16 protein-coding genes and 2 pseudogenes are annotated in these 14,826 nt (G+C 36.3%); 5 read left to right on the plus strand and 13 right to left on the minus strand.

Going from position 1 to position 14,826, the window contains the following annotated elements; translation table 11 throughout:
• Positions 1 to 59: 59 nt before the first annotated feature.
• Together xseA and NG743_RS05680 are read right to left on the minus strand one after the other, a co-directional pair.
• Positions 60 to 1,280: an exodeoxyribonuclease VII large subunit gene (gene xseA, locus NG743_RS05675; protein WP_257121665.1), complete on the minus strand. Its 1,221-nt coding sequence runs from the start codon at positions 1,278 to 1,280 to the stop codon at positions 60 to 62.
• Positions 1,281 to 1,360: 80 nt separating this feature from the next.
• Positions 1,361 to 1,597: a hypothetical protein gene (locus NG743_RS05680; protein WP_027404485.1), complete on the minus strand. Its 237-nt coding sequence runs from the start codon at positions 1,595 to 1,597 to the stop codon at positions 1,361 to 1,363.
• A gap of 432 nt (positions 1,598 to 2,029) precedes the next feature.
• On the opposite strand from NG743_RS05680, the gene NG743_RS05685 reads away from it, so the two are divergent.
• The gene (locus tag NG743_RS05685; protein ID WP_027404484.1) at positions 2,030 to 2,947 is read left to right on the plus strand and encodes an RpnC/YadD family protein; all 918 of its coding nucleotides are present in this window, start codon (positions 2,030 to 2,032) and stop codon (positions 2,945 to 2,947) included.
• Positions 2,948 to 3,022: 75 nt separating this feature from the next.
• Here NG743_RS05685 and NG743_RS05690 read toward each other — a convergent pair whose 3' ends face one another.
• Both NG743_RS05690 and NG743_RS26820 read right to left on the minus strand, forming a co-directional pair.
• Positions 3,023 to 3,316, minus strand: coding sequence for a hypothetical protein (locus NG743_RS05690; RefSeq protein ID WP_027404483.1), 294 nt, complete (start codon positions 3,314 to 3,316; stop codon positions 3,023 to 3,025).
• Positions 3,279 to 3,518 (minus strand): DUF6972 family protein, encoded by a 240-nt coding sequence (locus NG743_RS26820; RefSeq protein ID WP_371316529.1) that lies wholly within the window; start codon positions 3,516 to 3,518, stop codon positions 3,279 to 3,281. The genes NG743_RS05690 and NG743_RS26820 overlap by 38 nt, the downstream gene beginning before the upstream one ends.
• A 76-nt stretch (positions 3,519 to 3,594) precedes the next feature.
• Between NG743_RS26820 and NG743_RS05695 the strand changes: the two genes are divergently transcribed.
• Positions 3,595 to 4,443 (plus strand): serine/threonine-protein kinase, encoded by an 849-nt coding sequence (locus NG743_RS05695; RefSeq protein WP_257121666.1) that lies wholly within the window; start codon positions 3,595 to 3,597, stop codon positions 4,441 to 4,443.
• Here NG743_RS05695 and NG743_RS05700 read toward each other — a convergent pair.
• A complete protein-coding gene (locus NG743_RS05700) occupies positions 4,411 to 5,631 on the minus strand; it encodes an ISL3 family transposase (RefSeq protein WP_027400610.1) in 1,221 nt (406 codons plus the stop codon). The two genes, NG743_RS05695 and NG743_RS05700, sit on opposite strands and share 33 nt — an antisense overlap.
• Positions 5,632 to 6,002: 371 nt before the next feature.
• Here NG743_RS05700 and NG743_RS05705 point away from each other — a divergent pair.
• Positions 6,003 to 6,716: pseudogene (locus NG743_RS05705) on the plus strand (formylglycine-generating enzyme family protein); the annotation flags it as partial.
• Positions 6,717 to 6,930: 214 nt separating this feature from the next.
• Here NG743_RS05705 and NG743_RS05710 read toward each other — a convergent pair.
• The 4 genes from NG743_RS05710 to NG743_RS05725 are packed head-to-tail and all read right to left on the minus strand — an operon-like array spanning position 6,931 to position 10,480.
• Entirely contained in the window at positions 6,931 to 7,926 is a 996-nt protein-coding gene (locus NG743_RS05710) for a DUF4158 domain-containing protein (protein ID WP_257121667.1), read from the minus strand.
• Positions 7,923 to 9,089 carry an 8-amino-7-oxononanoate synthase gene (bioF, locus tag NG743_RS05715; protein ID WP_257121668.1) on the minus strand — a complete coding sequence of 389 codons (1,167 nt, stop codon included), beginning with the start codon at positions 9,087 to 9,089 and terminating at the stop codon, positions 7,923 to 7,925. Before bioF ends, NG743_RS05710 begins: the two co-directional genes overlap by 4 nt.
• Positions 9,090 to 9,095: 6 nt before the next feature.
• Positions 9,096 to 9,737, minus strand: coding sequence for a Holliday junction branch migration protein RuvA (gene ruvA / locus NG743_RS05720; protein ID WP_193963557.1), 642 nt, complete (start codon positions 9,735 to 9,737; stop codon positions 9,096 to 9,098).
• Entirely contained in the window at positions 9,734 to 10,480 is a 747-nt protein-coding gene (locus tag NG743_RS05725; RefSeq protein WP_193963558.1) for a sucrose-phosphate phosphatase, read from the minus strand. The genes ruvA and NG743_RS05725 overlap by 4 nt, the downstream gene beginning before the upstream one ends.
• 222 nt (positions 10,481 to 10,702) lie before the next feature.
• On the opposite strand from NG743_RS05725, the gene NG743_RS05730 reads away from it, so the two are divergent.
• Positions 10,703 to 11,626 (plus strand): RpnC/YadD family protein, encoded by a 924-nt coding sequence (locus NG743_RS05730; RefSeq protein ID WP_257122124.1) that lies wholly within the window; start codon positions 10,703 to 10,705, stop codon positions 11,624 to 11,626.
• Between the two features lie 174 nt (positions 11,627 to 11,800).
• Here NG743_RS05730 and NG743_RS05735 read toward each other — a convergent pair.
• The 4 genes and pseudogenes from NG743_RS05735 to NG743_RS05750 form a co-directional block, all read right to left on the minus strand.
• Positions 11,801 to 12,027: pseudogene (locus tag NG743_RS05735) on the minus strand (DUF4351 domain-containing protein); the annotation flags it as partial.
• Between the two features lie 64 nt (positions 12,028 to 12,091).
• Complete coding sequence (locus tag NG743_RS05740) at positions 12,092 to 12,673, minus strand: Uma2 family endonuclease (protein ID WP_027404475.1); 582 nt, start codon at positions 12,671 to 12,673, stop codon at positions 12,092 to 12,094.
• Between the two features lie 250 nt (positions 12,674 to 12,923).
• Positions 12,924 to 13,142, minus strand: coding sequence for a hypothetical protein (locus tag NG743_RS05745; RefSeq protein ID WP_152540511.1), 219 nt, complete (start codon positions 13,140 to 13,142; stop codon positions 12,924 to 12,926).
• Positions 13,132 to 13,305 carry a hypothetical protein gene (locus NG743_RS05750; protein ID WP_160170656.1) on the minus strand — a complete coding sequence of 58 codons (174 nt, stop codon included), beginning with the start codon at positions 13,303 to 13,305 and terminating at the stop codon, positions 13,132 to 13,134. The genes NG743_RS05745 and NG743_RS05750 overlap by 11 nt, the downstream gene beginning before the upstream one ends.
• Positions 13,306 to 13,391: 86 nt before the next feature.
• Here NG743_RS05750 and NG743_RS05755 point away from each other — a divergent pair, with 86 nt between their 5' ends.
• Positions 13,392 to 14,297, plus strand: coding sequence for an amino acid ABC transporter substrate-binding protein (locus NG743_RS05755; protein ID WP_503366674.1), 906 nt, complete (start codon positions 13,392 to 13,394; stop codon positions 14,295 to 14,297).
• The last annotated feature ends 529 nt before the right edge of the window (positions 14,298 to 14,826 follow it).

A 14,826-nucleotide genomic window follows, 5' to 3' on the forward strand; every position in this document is an offset into this window, starting at 1 on the left:
CATAGAGTAGAGCATCCTGGGCATAAAGTCTGAAGTCTGAAAATATACTTTTCCAGAATTTAACTTTCAGTAACTTCTATAACTTTAACTGTTACCTTACCTTGTGCCAACTGAATCACTAAATTTTCTCCTATAGTTAATTCTGATACAGAATGAGGAATTACACCATTTTCTGTTATCACTACTGCGTAACCACGCTGTAATACAGATTGAGGGTCAATACTAGCCAATTTTTGGCGTAACATTTCTAAGTGTTGATTGGCTTGTTGTAATTTTCCCGTTGTTACTTGTAATAATTGCCGCTGTTTCCAAGATAACTTGTCTCTTTCCTGTTCTACTTGTCTATCTAACCGCAATTGACGCAACCGATGTTTTAATCCTTGAAGTTGCTTTTCCCTAGCTGCTAATGATGAATTGACGGCTGTACACAAGCCGATAATTCGCTGTTGGTGTTGAATTTGTAAATCAGACAGTGACGGGACAACTGTTTCCGCTGCGGCTGTTGGTGTATGTACGCATGAATCAGCAACTAAATCTGTTAAGGATTCATCCCTTTGGTGTCCAATTCCTGTCATTACTGGTATTGGACAATTAGCAACAGCCATAACGACTCTTTCATCATTAAAACAAGCTAGTTCTTCAACAGCACCACCACCTCTCGATAAAATTAATACTTCTGCACGACCATCTTTTTTGACTCTTTCAATGGCTTTAACTATGGATGCTGGTGCTTGTTCCCCTTGCACTGTCGCGGGAGAAAATAAGATGTGTAAGCCGGGATATCTATGTTTGAGGGTTTTTTGAATATCACCCCAAGCGGCTGCTGTTGGGGACGTAATAACGGCGATAATTTGTGGATGTGGGGGAATATATTTCTTTCTTTCTGTATCAAATAGTCCCTCAGCCTGTAAGCGATTTTTTAGTTGTTGATAGCGTAACGCCTGTAAACCTACACCCGCGGGTAAGGCTTGCCATACTGTTAATTGATACTCTCCCCGTTGTGGATAAATGCGAATACTGCCTAAAATAATTAACTGTTCGCCAGCCACAGGCATTTGTGCCAATTTTGCTACTTGACTTTTCCAAGATACGCACTTAATAGAGGCTGTACTACCCGTATCTTTTAGTGTAAAAAATAACCCACTTTGGTGATGATTGGCGCTGGAAACTTCCCCAGTTACCCATACTTGTCTGAGAATTTTATCTTGTTCTAAGAGTAATTTTAGGTAGTCGGTTAATCCAGTTACGGAAAGGGCGGTATTAGAAAAGTCAAGGGTCATCCGATTTTAGATTTTAGATTTTAGATTTTGGATTAATTCTACTGATAAATTCTCTGGGTTTTAGCATTCAGAAATTATATTCACTGCGATGAATCAAAGGGAGACCAGACAGGAATTTCTGTGCAATTATTCAACATTTCCAATTCTTCTGGAGAAAGTTGTGAGGAACAATCATCTGTTGGGATGATTTTTTGTTGAGGATCTAAATTTTTGGTAAATTGTTGAATATATTCTTGTAGATGTTCTACTACTTGTTTTTGGATATTTAAGGGTAAGGTTTCGATTAATGAGATTAAGGTTTGGATATGAGGTAACATATTGATATACCAGGAGTCAGGAATCAGGAGTCAGAAGTCTCTTAGCATATAACTTTTACTGTAGATTTTGTATCTCATTCAAGTGCATATCGCTATCAAGAAATTATTCTAATTGGGAAGAATCTAGTATACAGCGGTTATCACTGTTGATGCAATATAAATTAGGGCGCAGACCCTGCGCCCCTACTTCTTGACTCCTTATTTTAATTCTTCCATACTTTTGATTACTTCTAGCAGAGTTGCGATTCCTACGGAGTGCTTCGCGATCGCCTTTCCGGTTCTGCTGGTAATACTTGTCGGTTAATCTCAAAGTTATTAAATTACATAGGTTGAATTAAGGCACAAGACCTTAAAAATGCGTTTAGTTATGATGTTGCCTAACACAACCCAAAAAAAGAGCTTTATATACTGAATATAAGAAAATACTGATTTATGACAAGACAACCCCACGACCAACTAGCCAAAGAATATCTAGAAGAATTATTAGCACCTTTAGGAGAGGTCAAAACCAGTAAAGATGTAAAAAGCGAAGTTCAGGAAATAGATGTTTGGTTTGTTCCGACTACAACATCTGCAAATTCTGAATTAGGATTATTAGGAAAAATGGCGGTTACAAGCTGTCTTTTTGAACCTTACCGTAATGCACCTAATGAGATCGAAATTAGGAGTTGTTTGTTAAAATTGTATAGTGTTCACGGTGAATTATTACGACAAGCAAAAAGAGAAAAACGTTCTATCTCTGAAGAAGAATTACCCTTTCTATGGATTTTAACACCAACTTGTTCAGAAAAAATCCTGGAAGGGTTTGGAGCGAAAGCAAAGGAGGGATGGGAAAAAGGAGTTTATTTTCTGCCAAAATACCAGAAAGCGGCTATTGTGGCTATCAATCAGTTACCCATGACAGAGGATACACTATGGTTGAGAGTATTAGGAAAAGGTAGAACTCAAAATCAAGCTATCAGCGAAGTAGTTGAACTGTCAAAAGAGAATGATAAATGGGATAAATTAGTAGAAATATTTGCATCTTGGCGGAAAAATTTAGAATTGAATAGTGATGTTAATGATGAAGAGGTAAGGGAGTTAATTATGAGTTTATCACCGGCATATCTTAAACAGTGTGAAGAATGGAAACAAGAGGGAATAGAAGAAGGAAGACAGGAAGGACAAAAAGACGGACAACGTTTGATGGTAGAGAGTTTGTTAGCGGTGCGTTTTGGTAATTTAGATGAGGAGTTATCTGCTATTGTGATTCCGATGATGGAACTTTCTTTAACGGAAAGAACGCAGTTGTTACTTAATTTATCTAATCTTTCCCGTGAGGAATTATTGACTAGGTTTAAGGTTGATTAGACATTTTCTAAAAAGGGAGGTAAGAACCCCACCCCCAACCCCCTCCTCGCTTGCGAGGAGGGGGCTATAATATTTTTAATCTTCATCATCAGCATCTTGTTGTAAAATACGATTATTCAATCGCTCATATTCATCTTCTAGTAGCCACATTTTAGCGGCTTCATAATTATCACTGCTAAAGATGATTTTATAGTTTTGTGCAGGGTTATGGATACAGAATTTTCCTGATTGTTCTTTGACTAACATCAGAATATAAGGAGGAGATATCAAAGTATCTACCCAGATTTCTGCAAACTCCCATTCAGTTTCTTGTTCTGATGTTTGAGAGATTTTAGTAGCTTGTACGGGGTTTTGTGCGATGTATGACATGATATTTGCCTGTAGTTTTTTTAATTTTTATTTCACCGTAATGCAGGGGTATTCGAGTATCATCTGCTTTTAGTATATAACCAATTGGTTCAGCAAAATATAATCCATATCGCTCATATTTATCTTTTATGGAACGAAACCCAACGAAATCATTGGTAATGTTGGGTTTCGTTACCTCAACCCAACCTACGAATAACTGTATCCCTCATCAAAAATCGGATGGATAAGGATAGTCAAAATGTGATTATAATTATCAATGTAATTACTCACCTGTATCTATGAGTCAGTGTCTTAACCCCGACTGTCTACAGCAAAATCCACCGAAGACGATATTCTGTCAACGTTGTGGGAGTAAACTGGTATTGCAAGAACGGTATCGTGGTGTGCGGGTTATTGGAGAAGGTGGCTTTGGAAGAACCTTTTTAGCAGTGGACGAACAAAGATTAGATACTCCCTGTGTGATTAAGCAATTTTTACCCCAACAGTCGGGAAGTGCGGCTTTAGAAAAAGCGACGGAGTTATTTAAACAAGAAGCTTTTCGACTGCGAGATTTAGGAAAACATTCACATATTCCAGATTTACTCGCATTCTTTCCCCAAGAAGGAAGATTATATTTAGTTCAGGAATTTATCGAAGGTAAAAATCTGTTAGATGAATTACAACAAAAAGGAAAATTCAGCGAATCAGAAGTTAAACAGATATTAATTGAATTATTACCTATTTTACAATTTGTTCATGATAATAAAGTTATTCATAGAGATATTAAACCAGAAAATATTATTAGAAGTTCTCAAACTGGTGCTTTATTCCTAATTGATTTTGGAGTTTCTAAGGAAGTTGGGGGAAGTGTTCTGACTAGAGTGGGGACGATTACAGGAACGCAGGGATATGCACCACCAGAACAATTGCGTGGAATGGTTTATCATAATAGCGATATTTATAGTTTAGCTGTTACTTGCATTCGCTTATTAACTGGATGTTTACAAAACAATGATGGATCTGATGCACTTTTTGATTCCATGAGAATGCAGTGGATATGGAAACAAAAGATTTATGTGAGTCAAGAGTTAGAATTTGTGGCTCTTGCGTCACTTTTATGGAGAATTAATACTAAAGTGCCAGTTTAATAAACTACGTAATCTAAAATTACTAAAGTTACGAAATCCATATCCAAGTCTTTTGATTAATTTGAGTTTATTATTAATTCCTTCTACAGTACCACTGGTAGTTCTATCGTCAAAATAACCTACGACTTCACCAAACCATCTAATTATTGTTCCTATACTTTTGGGAAAATACTTCATTCCATCATGCATCCAATCTAATAAATTTATTATGTTTTCACCCCAAGGCTTAGTAGATTCAAATATGTCTCGAAACTCTTCTTTGAGGGCGTGCATTTTTGCCAGAATAGGGGAAACTTCTTGAACATTATCTAATCTTTCTTTTTGTTGTTCATTCAAGGAATCTTCATTTTTTATTAAGCTATATTTGCTTTTATTTAATCCTGCTAATATTCGATCTTTCTCTGATTTATTATCTAAAGACATAGCGGCTCTCTTTTCAGATTTACGCATAGCATCTAACTCATCATTTACTTGTTTCATTACATGAAATCTATCAGCAGTTATATTTGCATTTGGCATTAATTCTTCTACTAAACTTTTATAAGGAGACCACAGATCCATACTCACTTCAACTATTTGTTCCAGTACCTGAGATCCCCATTTCACAATAACTTCACGTATTTCTTCTATTCTTCTTGACTTCACTAACTCAATTGGTTTACGAGTATCTAAATCTACTAATACTGCTAAATAATTTCCTTGACCTTTCACTAAAGCAATTTCATCTATGCCTAACCTTTTTACCTCACTTAAATTAATATTTAATATTTGTGATGCTTGTGCTTTTAACATTGATTCAACTTCTTCGTCGCTCAAGTCATTTCTTTTGGCAACACTATGAATATTACTATCTAATACTTGTTTCACTATATCTATGGCTAATCTTTTAGTATATCCTTTACTTTTATCTACAAAATTTAGATTTTCACTAAAGACCTTTTTACACTTCTTACATTTAAATTGACGGCGATTTATTTTTAACAATACTGGTTTTTCACTCCAAAATAAATCATGAATCATCCGCCAATGATTTTGATGTATACTATAGGTAGTTTTTGCACAGTTCGGGCAATTAGAATAGTTGACAGCTTTCTCTATTGTTATAATTATTTCTTCCCCTTCGATTTCTTGAAAATCTAACACTTTCATCTCTGGCAGATTGAGAATTTGATCTACGCTAAATTTCATAACTATCCCTAAAACTTTTGTATTTGATAATTATGATTATACTCTTATGCTAATTCACTTGTATCTAAAAGTTTGCAAACCTTTACAGAGATAGAGTTTTCAGCTTTTATGATTTAAATTTATCAGCATTAAATTTTAGTGATCTTAGTTTTTACCATAAAAGTGACGCAAGAGCCGAATTTGTTTTAGATAAGATGTTGCAAGATTTACCAATTGATCGTTTTCAGTCTGTAAATGAGGTTTTGTTAGCATTACAACCACAGAAATTTCCAACACAATCAAAATTATCAGTTTCTGCTATTCCTGTACAAACAGTTACACCAAAAATTATTTCTCCACCATCAAAACCACCAATTTCTCCTAAGCTAAACGAAAATCTAGGAAATGGTGTAGTTTTGGAAATGATAGCAATACCAGCGGGAACATTCCTCATGGGTTCACCACAAGGAGAAGAACTCAATCTTGAAAAACCCCAACATCAAGTTACAGTTCCACCATTCTACATGGGGAAATACCCTGTTACTCAAGCACAATGGGAAAGGGTAGCAGTTTTACCAAAAGTGAAGATTAATTTAAACCCCAAACCTTCATACTTTAGAGGTGCAAATCTTCCCGTTGAACAAGTTTCATGGCTTGACGCACAGGAATTTTGTTCTAGACTAAGTAAAACTACAGGTAAAGTATATCGCTTACCCAGCGAAGCTGAATGGGAATATGCTTGTAGAGCCGGAACTACAACTCCCTATTACTTCGGTGATACCATTACCACCGATTTAGTAAATACTTATAATAATAGTAAGTATAGAAAAACCACAGATGTAGGAAAGTTCCCCGCAAATACTTTCGGTTTATATGATATGCACGGGAATGTATGGGAGTGGTGTGAAGATAGTTTTCATTCAAATTATATAACTGCGCCTATTAATGGTAGTGCTTGGATTGAACAGGACAGTAAATTACGTATTATGCGCGGTGGTTCTTGGTTTCACAGTTCTGACATTTGCCGCTCTGCTTTTCGCAGCTTAGACAATGCGGACTACATTCACAAAGACTACGGTTTTCGGGTTGTGTGTGCTGCTCCGTAACTGGAGAATGGCTATATTACTTTTGATATAACAGCACCAGAAGCTCACTTACTGTTGATTGTTTTTATTATGTGTGTGAATTGTTGCGAATTTTGGTAGGAGCATTTAGCGAGGTATAGTGGAGTTAGTATCTATTCTCTCGCATCAAGACTTTTAGACTGTAAAATATAACACTTGTACAAAAGTAAATATTTTAATAACTTTCATTTATCACCTAAAAGAAATCAATATTTCGTTTCCTTTCAAATTCTATTTTCTTTTTATTATAAGAATCATTAAGCTCTGTTAATAAGCTATACCCATCAAATAATGTTTCGATTCTTTCTAGTATTCCTTCCATATTTTGGGATGAATAATGAATATTGCTGGTTCTTTGTTCATGCTCATCTAAAACACAAGACTCATTAATGTGTATTTTCATTTGACTATATACATCTTTGACTTTTTCCCTATAGGTATTAAATTTTTCATTATCTTGAAGTATTTCTCTACTGAGAACCATAATATCTAATTTGATGTTTATAAATATTTCTTCAATACCCATCCTTACATATTTTTTAGATTTTGCATCTTCGCTTTTATTTTGAAGATCATATACTCGTGGAGTTTCATCAATTATATAATTTAATGATATTGAAGATTTGGAAATTATATCTATATGTTTGCTTGTCAAAATCCCAACTTCTTTAAGAGCAGATTCATATATATAATTTTTTCTTATTTGATTAACTTTATTATTAATTCTGTTCATGAGTGATTCAGATAATTTCTCATTTAGATATTTCAGAATTTCTTCTAAATTATCTAAGTGACTTTCCATACTTGCAATAATTATCTTTGCTACCTTTCTTTTCCCTTGATTATTTTTAAAGCCTTCTAAAAGGCTATTTCCAATTAGAAAGCTTGTAACTGTAGCTAAAATATATAATATTTTCTCAAGAACTTTATCACTAATGTACATATTATTAACACTTGAGTTATTAATAACTACATTAGTGACTGTCAATAAATCCTGAATAATATGAGGAGCTAAAAATGGAAACATCAAAAAAACTAACGAAGGTAAAATTATAGGTCTATTCCTAAGCCAATTAACTACTATCTGAAATATGTCAGTATTAGAGTTAATTTTTATAGCTTGCCAAATTAGCCATAAACCTATCAAAATTTCTAGAACTAAACTCAAAATAACTTCTAAAGGTAAATTCATACTATGCTTTTGATCACTTCTACCAATTTCTCAATATGTCCTAACTCATGGGTAGCCATTACAGATATTCTAATGCGACTGGTGTTAACAGTGGGGGGACGAATAGCCGGGGCAAAAATTCCCGATGTTCGCAAATGCTTTCCGGCTGTTAATGCGGCGGCTGCACTAGGCAATTGAAAACATAATATCGGCGATTCTGTGGGTAATAACTTTAAATTAGGTAAATTCTCTGCAATTAATTGTTTTAAATAATTGACATTTTGCCAAAGTTGCGATCGCCTTTCCGGTTCTTCTTGGACAATTTTAATGGCGGCTATTGCGGCGGCTGTATCTGCGGGAGAAAGGGCTGTAGTATAAATCCAACTGGGGGCGCGATTGCGTAAAAAGTCAATTAGAGAGCCACTTCCGGCGACATATCCACCCAAACTCCCCAAGGCTTTACTTAATGTGCCAATTTGAATTAATTCTCTACCTGTACAGCCAAAATGTTCTACACATCCAGCCCCAGTTTTTCCCATGACTCCCGTAGCATGAGCTTCATCGAGAAGTAGCATACTACTAAATTCTTCGGCTAAATCTAGCAGTTGGGGTAATGGACATAAATCACCATCCATGCTAAAGACGCTATCAGTGATGATCAAACAGCGGCGAAAATTTTTCCTGTGTTCCCATAACTTTTCTTGCAGTACTGCAGTACCACCGTGCGGATATTCCATGACAGTTGCACCGCTGAGAATCGCTCCCTTTTTTAAGCTAGAATGGTTATATTGATCAGAGAAAATTAAGTCTCTTTTGCCGACTATGGCCGCAATTGTCCCTAAATTTGCTAAATAACCAGAACTAAATACTAATGCGTCTTCGGTTTGTTTGGTAAATGCTATTCCCTGTTCTAATTCTCTATGTATTTCTCGATGCCCACTGAGTAATCTAGAACCTGTACTACCAGTGCCGAATTGTTGAATAGCAGTAATAGCAGCTATTTTTAAGCGTTCATCTCCTGCTAGTCCTAAGTAATCATTACTGGCAAAGTTAATAACCTCTTGCCCAGATAATACCACAGTTGCACCGGGTTGGCTGTGAATCGGTTGCACGGAACGATACCAGTCAGCCCGATGAATAGTGGCTAAAGATTCATTTATCCAAGCATAAGGATTATTATTCATGATGAATTATGAACACTCTACTTCACTACTGCTAAGATAAGCGATCGCTTGTCTAATCCAATCCTCCACATAGGCATTTTTGGGTAAACCAATATCTTCGCTAACTACGTGCAGGGCGTTACTAACCTCACGGGCAGTATATCCCAAGGCGAAAAGAGTCATTTGCACTTCTTCTAAAATTCCTGGTGCAGGTCCGCCTGTAGCCACAAAGAAGCCCGCTGATTTGCGCCATTCGATTAGTTTACTCTTGAGTTCTAAACAGATGCGTTCAGCGGTTTTCTTGCCCACTCCAGGGGCTTGAATTAGCATTTGGACGTTAGCAGCGATAATAGCTTGGACTAACTCTGGTAATTCCATTGTATCCAAGAGAGCGATCGCTAATGCTGCACCAATACCGCTAACACTGAGCAAATGGCGAAATAAATCCCGTTCGGAAGGAGAAGAAAAACCGTAAAGCATGGGTACTTCTTCCCGAATCTGGTAATGGGTAAAGATTTGGATCACATCCCCAGTTGAGGTTAACTGGTTAGCCAGACGTTGGGGAATTTGTAAATCGTAACCTGTGCCATTGACTTCTAAGGTCAAGATGACGCGATTAGGAGTAATGGCTTGGACACCGGCGACAATACCTTTAAGATAGCTAATCATTCTAGAAAACCAAAATATTTTAAACCTTCCATAATCCCAGCAGCACAACGGTTTTGGGCGAGGTAACGGTAGTCCGCAGGATGCTGATGATACCATTGGAGTAACTCTGGACGAGCATTCCCGACAATGATTCCCCGTTCCCTACCAACAGCGAATAAAGCAATATCATTACCCGAATCGCCACAAACAACAGTCTGCTCGGCTGCAAATTTCCACTTCTGTCGTAAAAACTGCATTGCTTGACCTTTATCGCTGGTATGGGGTAAAATGTCAAGGTCAATTTCACTACTATAGATTAACTTTACATTTAGTTGAGTTTTTTGCAACTCCGCTTCAAGTTGTGGTAAGATTCCCGACAATTCTGCTTTTAGGAAAAAACTGACCTTGAAAGGACGTTGTTCCGTATCTGGTTGTAGCTCTAATTCTAGGAATTCTTCGGTAATAGATAGGATTTTTTGCCTATCCCAGCCTTGAGAAAGAATGTTTGACCATTCTGCGTCGGAATTATTACTACCATCTAAATAGATTTCCGTACCCACAGATAGAACTAAGGCATCTGGGGAAAAGAGATTTTGTTCCTGTTGAAGTTCGCGGTAAAGAATAGGCGATCGCCCTGTAGAGTAGACTATCTTTGTCCCATGTTGTTGACGATGACTTTGCAAGCGATCGCTCAACTGCAATAATGCCTGATCATCCCCTACGAAGGTATGATCTAAATCGGTTACGAATAAGAACTTAGTCACAGTCAACTCCTTTTGTAAGGTTAATTCACAAAAAGTGTATGCTGTTTTGGCACTTAGCGCAGAATTGACGAATTTAGTGGTTAATTAACCTTTGATTTTTCGCGCAAAACAGTATTTAGATGCTTGACAATTGATTTGAAATTTGCTACAATAGATTTGACGAGGAAGAACCATCTTAAAATAAATACCAGAATAGTCAAGCTGACAACCCAGCGGGGAATGATGACACGACAACTGCACGACCAACTGGCTAAAGAATACCTAGAAGAATTATTAAAACCTTTAGGTAATGTCACAATCAGCAAAGATGTAAAAAGCGAAGTTCAGGAAATAGATGTTTCCTTTGAGCCAACAACAACATTACCTAAAAATTCAGAAGTAGGATTATTAGGAAGAATGGCGGTTACAAGTTGTCTATTTGAACCTTACCGCAATGCACCTAACGAGGTAGAAATTAGAAGTTGTTTGTTAAAATTGTATAGCGTTCAGGGTGAATTGTTAAGACAAGCAAAAAGAGAAAAACGTTCTATCTCTGAAGAAGAATTACCCTTTCTATGGATTTTAACACCCACCTGTTCAGAAAGAATCCTGGAAGGGTTTGGAGCAAAAGCAAAGGAGGAATGGGAAAAAGGAGTTTATTTTCTGCCAAAATACCAGAAAGCAGCTATTGTGGCTATTAACCAGTTACCCATGACAGAGGATACACTATGGTTAAGGGTATTAGGAAAAGGTAGAATTCAAAATGAAGCTATCAGCGAAGTAGTTGAACTGTCAAAAGAGAATGATAAATGGGATAGATTAATGGAAATTTTTGCATCTTGGCAGAAAAATCTAGAATTGAATAGTGATGTTAATGATGAAGAAGTAAGGGAGTTAATTATGAGTTTATCACCAGCATATCTAAAACAACGGGAAGAATGGAAACAAGAGGGACTTGAAGAAGGAAGACAGGAAGGAAGACAGGAAGGACAAAAAGACGGACAACGTTTGATGGTCGAGAGTTTGTTAGCGGTGCGTTTTGGTAATTTAGATGAGGAGTTATCTGCTATTATCAGTCAGTTAATGGAACTTTCTCCCACAGAAAGAACTCAGTTATTACTTAATTTTTCCCGTGAAGAATTATTAGCTAGGTTTAAAGTTGATTAGATATTTCCAAAAAAGGGAGACATTTCCTAAAATGTCTCTTTCAATGACTTAATCAATATTTTGTTGTAACCAGGTTTGTAAATCAGCCATAGCAGAAAAATCAAAAATACTTTCTCCTCATGTTTCTAATTGTGAAATTTATAACTGGCGAATTTGTGATGCAATTGCTGGATCTAGATTACCAAACCGCTTTGATAATTGACGAATAATTAAATTAGCTTCACCTTGTTGTAAACCTTGTTTGAGGATTTCGTTATACCAGGGTGATTCTCTTAATACTGTCATATCCCACCTCATGATTTGTTGAACTATTGTATTGGTATTTCTAGGACAAAGGATGCAAAAAATGATAATAATGGTTCTAAATCCATTAACTGTTCATTTTCTCGCAACTTATTCAGCGTTTACTACCAATATCTACTTTTTTGGTCATGGATTGATTAATATTTTGTTATAGCCAGTTTTCTATATTAACAATTGCATAAAAGCATTCACTGCATCATATTGATCTGCCATTCGAGAATAAAACTCTAGTGAACGCAAATCTAATTCTGGTAATAATTCACTCTTAGTTACTAAGTCATATCCTGTAGAACGCAAACAATAAACCGAAATTACACCATCTTGCCAAAACCAAACCTCTGATACTCCGACTCGACGATAAATTTCTAGGGTATCAATTCCACCACTGGTAACTATTACCTCAATTGCCAAGTCTGGAACTGGTTTGCGTATACCCAAACAATAAGACTCATCTGGTTCTTTGCGCGCGCCTAATTCTTTTGTCCCGATTGTCGTACTACCACGTCCATAAAAACGAATATTTTTCACCCGCATATAAATCTCTAAAAGTTGACCTAAAGTATTTTTAGGTTCTTCATGAGCATCAGATAAAGGAGCCATAATTTCTAAACACCCATCTAAATAAGTTAATTGCGCTCCAGTTCCTGCCAAGTCCCCATCTAATTTTTCCAGAGTTTCCCATGTTAGATTTGATAGCAAAGCTCCAACTGGATTTTTTTCAGCTTGAGAAATTGTGACAACCATCTGATTCACCTTTTACGCTATTTTTATAATATCCTAATTGCCTATAAAACCTAGATAAATCAGGGTAATCGCTCATATTCATAATTGTCACTGGCAAAGATAACTTTATAGTTTTGTGCAAGGTTATGAATACAGAATTTTCCTGATTTTTCTTTGACTAATATCAGAATATAAGATGTAGGGGTAGCACCCAATATACCCTAACCACGATAATGTCATGGCTTTAGTTTGGATATCCCCAATGCTTTCTTCAATTTCTAAAGACTGCTGGAAAAGGGCGATCGCATCCTCTATTTTTACCGTATTGGCGTAGATTTGATAATTTCTCTGACAGTCTCACCATCGGCAGATTTGATACGCGACAATATTTGTGAAAAATTTGGAAAATATTTTCTTGCAGTTGCAATATCTCTTTTTTTACGTCTTCCGAATTTACAGTATAGTTACCAGTTATACCCTCAATTGTCAAAAGTTCCTCTGTGGCTGTAAAGTCCTGACAATAATAATTGACCGCAGATAAACGCAGATAAACGCAGATAAATTAATTGATTTGATGATTCTGTACAGGGTCTAATGTGAAGAATCATTTCCATAACTGCTGACTTGGTAATTGATAGAGATAATTTATTCATTTTGATTCTATGGATTCCCCAAGATTAATATGTTTGTAAGTACCAAAATAAATCTCTCCCATTTACCTACTTTCACTGTGTCGAAGATATATAAAAATATTGCCCCTGTGATATTTGGTTTGATATTATCAGGATTAATGCCCGGTATTGCTAAGGCAGAAACAGTAATGGAAAAGGTAGCACGGACAGGAGTATTAACTGCTGGTACGAGCAAAGACGCTTTACCATTTGCCTACTCCGACAGTCAAGGAAAATTGACTGGTTATTCTGTGGATATGCTAACTTTAATCCAACAGCAATTAGAAAAAGAATTAGGCAAAAAAATTACACTTAAATTAGTTGCAGTTACCCCAGCAGCAAGGATTCCCAAAATTATTAACCGCCAAGTTGATATTGTCTGTGATGCCAGTAGTTTTACTTGGGAACGAGATAAAACAGTTGATTTTTCAATTAGTTATGGTGTCACAGGTACTCAAATCTTAATTAAAAAGGAAACTAATTTAGGTTCACCGGAATCCCTGATTAATAAGCGTGTGGGTGTGTTAGCTGGAACTACTAATGAACAAGCAATCAAGCAAATACAACCCCAATCCAAGATTGTATATTTGAAGACTAGACCAGAAGGATTTGCGGCTTTGGAACAGGGTAAAATTGATGCTTTTGCATCCGATAGCATTCTTTTAGAAGGATGGTTACAAACAGCAAAAAGTCCAGATAGTTTTGCGATAGTACCCCCTCGTCCCTATTCACGAGAAGGAATTGCTTGCATGGTTCCTGAGAATAACTCTAAATTCCTCAATTCAGTGAACTATTCCCTCGTTAAATTTATGCAAGGATTTGTCAACGATAACCCTAAATATGTGGCAATTTTTGACCGTTGGTTTGGTTCTCAGGGTGCTGTATATCTCAATCGAGATTTACGTGATTTAGCTGTAGAAACCATGCAGTTAATGATCGAGTTTCATGAACCAATTCCCCAGAAAGATTTGTAGGATTTAGTTATTAATTAGCATTTCCTCATCATATCGAGTATATTATAGCCCCATCCTCGCTTGCGGGGAGGGGGTTGGGGGTGGGGTTCTTGTACCTGACTGAATTAAAAACCGCCATATTCGTGATGACTAAGATTTGAACCTTAACAAGATTACGAAACACATAGATTTGTAAGGGTTGAGTAGTGCTCATTGGTGTTAACTTAAGTTAAAAATGGTTTATCTGTTGGTTTCTACACCCGCCAGAGAATAAATTCTCTGTCTCATAGCTCAAGTCCGTTAAAACGGACTCAGAAATTTTCCAAGTATTTAGTCATCTTCAGATGACTTTCGCTATTAGCAAGGAACTTGAGTTCCTTGCGGGATATAGGTTTTACGTAATTACTTATCAATAATTCTCAGGTTATAATTACTAGGATTTTTTAATTTTGCATAGGTGTATTCAGTAATTAATAGAGATACACCATAATTTTAAGTAGTGAGACAGAATTAATTACACAATGTCATTGCGTAAGCGTTGCGTGGCGTT

It is taken from the genome of Dolichospermum heterosporum TAC447 (genome assembly GCF_024584745.1).
GTDB lineage: Bacteria > Cyanobacteriota > Cyanobacteriia > Cyanobacteriales > Nostocaceae > Dolichospermum > Dolichospermum heterosporum.

Bases quoted from the DNA above. Each gene is read 5' to 3' on its own strand.
- xseA (WP_257121665.1), bottom strand. From the start codon at position 1,280: ATGACCCTTGACTTTTCTAATACCGCCCTTTCCGTAACTGGATTAACC.
- NG743_RS05680 (WP_027404485.1), bottom strand. From the start codon at position 1,597: ATGTTACCTCATATCCAAACCTTAATCTCATTAATCGAAACCTTACCC.
- NG743_RS05685 (WP_027404484.1), top strand. From the start codon at position 2,030: ATGACAAGACAACCCCACGACCAACTAGCCAAAGAATATCTAGAAGAA.
- NG743_RS05690 (WP_027404483.1), bottom strand. From the start codon at position 3,316: ATGTCATACATCGCACAAAACCCCGTACAAGCTACTAAAATCTCTCAA.
- NG743_RS05695 (WP_257121666.1), top strand. From the start codon at position 3,595: ATGAGTCAGTGTCTTAACCCCGACTGTCTACAGCAAAATCCACCGAAG.
- NG743_RS05700 (WP_027400610.1), bottom strand. From the start codon at position 5,631: ATGAAATTTAGCGTAGATCAAATTCTCAATCTGCCAGAGATGAAAGTG.
- NG743_RS05710 (WP_257121667.1), bottom strand. From the start codon at position 7,926: ATGAATTTACCTTTAGAAGTTATTTTGAGTTTAGTTCTAGAAATTTTG.
- bioF (WP_257121668.1), bottom strand. From the start codon at position 9,089: ATGAATAATAATCCTTATGCTTGGATAAATGAATCTTTAGCCACTATT.
- ruvA (WP_193963557.1), bottom strand. From the start codon at position 9,737: ATGATTAGCTATCTTAAAGGTATTGTCGCCGGTGTCCAAGCCATTACT.
- NG743_RS05730 (WP_257122124.1), top strand. From the start codon at position 10,703: ATGACACGACAACTGCACGACCAACTGGCTAAAGAATACCTAGAAGAA.
- NG743_RS05740 (WP_027404475.1), bottom strand. From the start codon at position 12,673: ATGGTTGTCACAATTTCTCAAGCTGAAAAAAATCCAGTTGGAGCTTTG.
- NG743_RS05750 (WP_160170656.1), bottom strand. From the start codon at position 13,305: ATGAATAAATTATCTCTATCAATTACCAAGTCAGCAGTTATGGAAATG.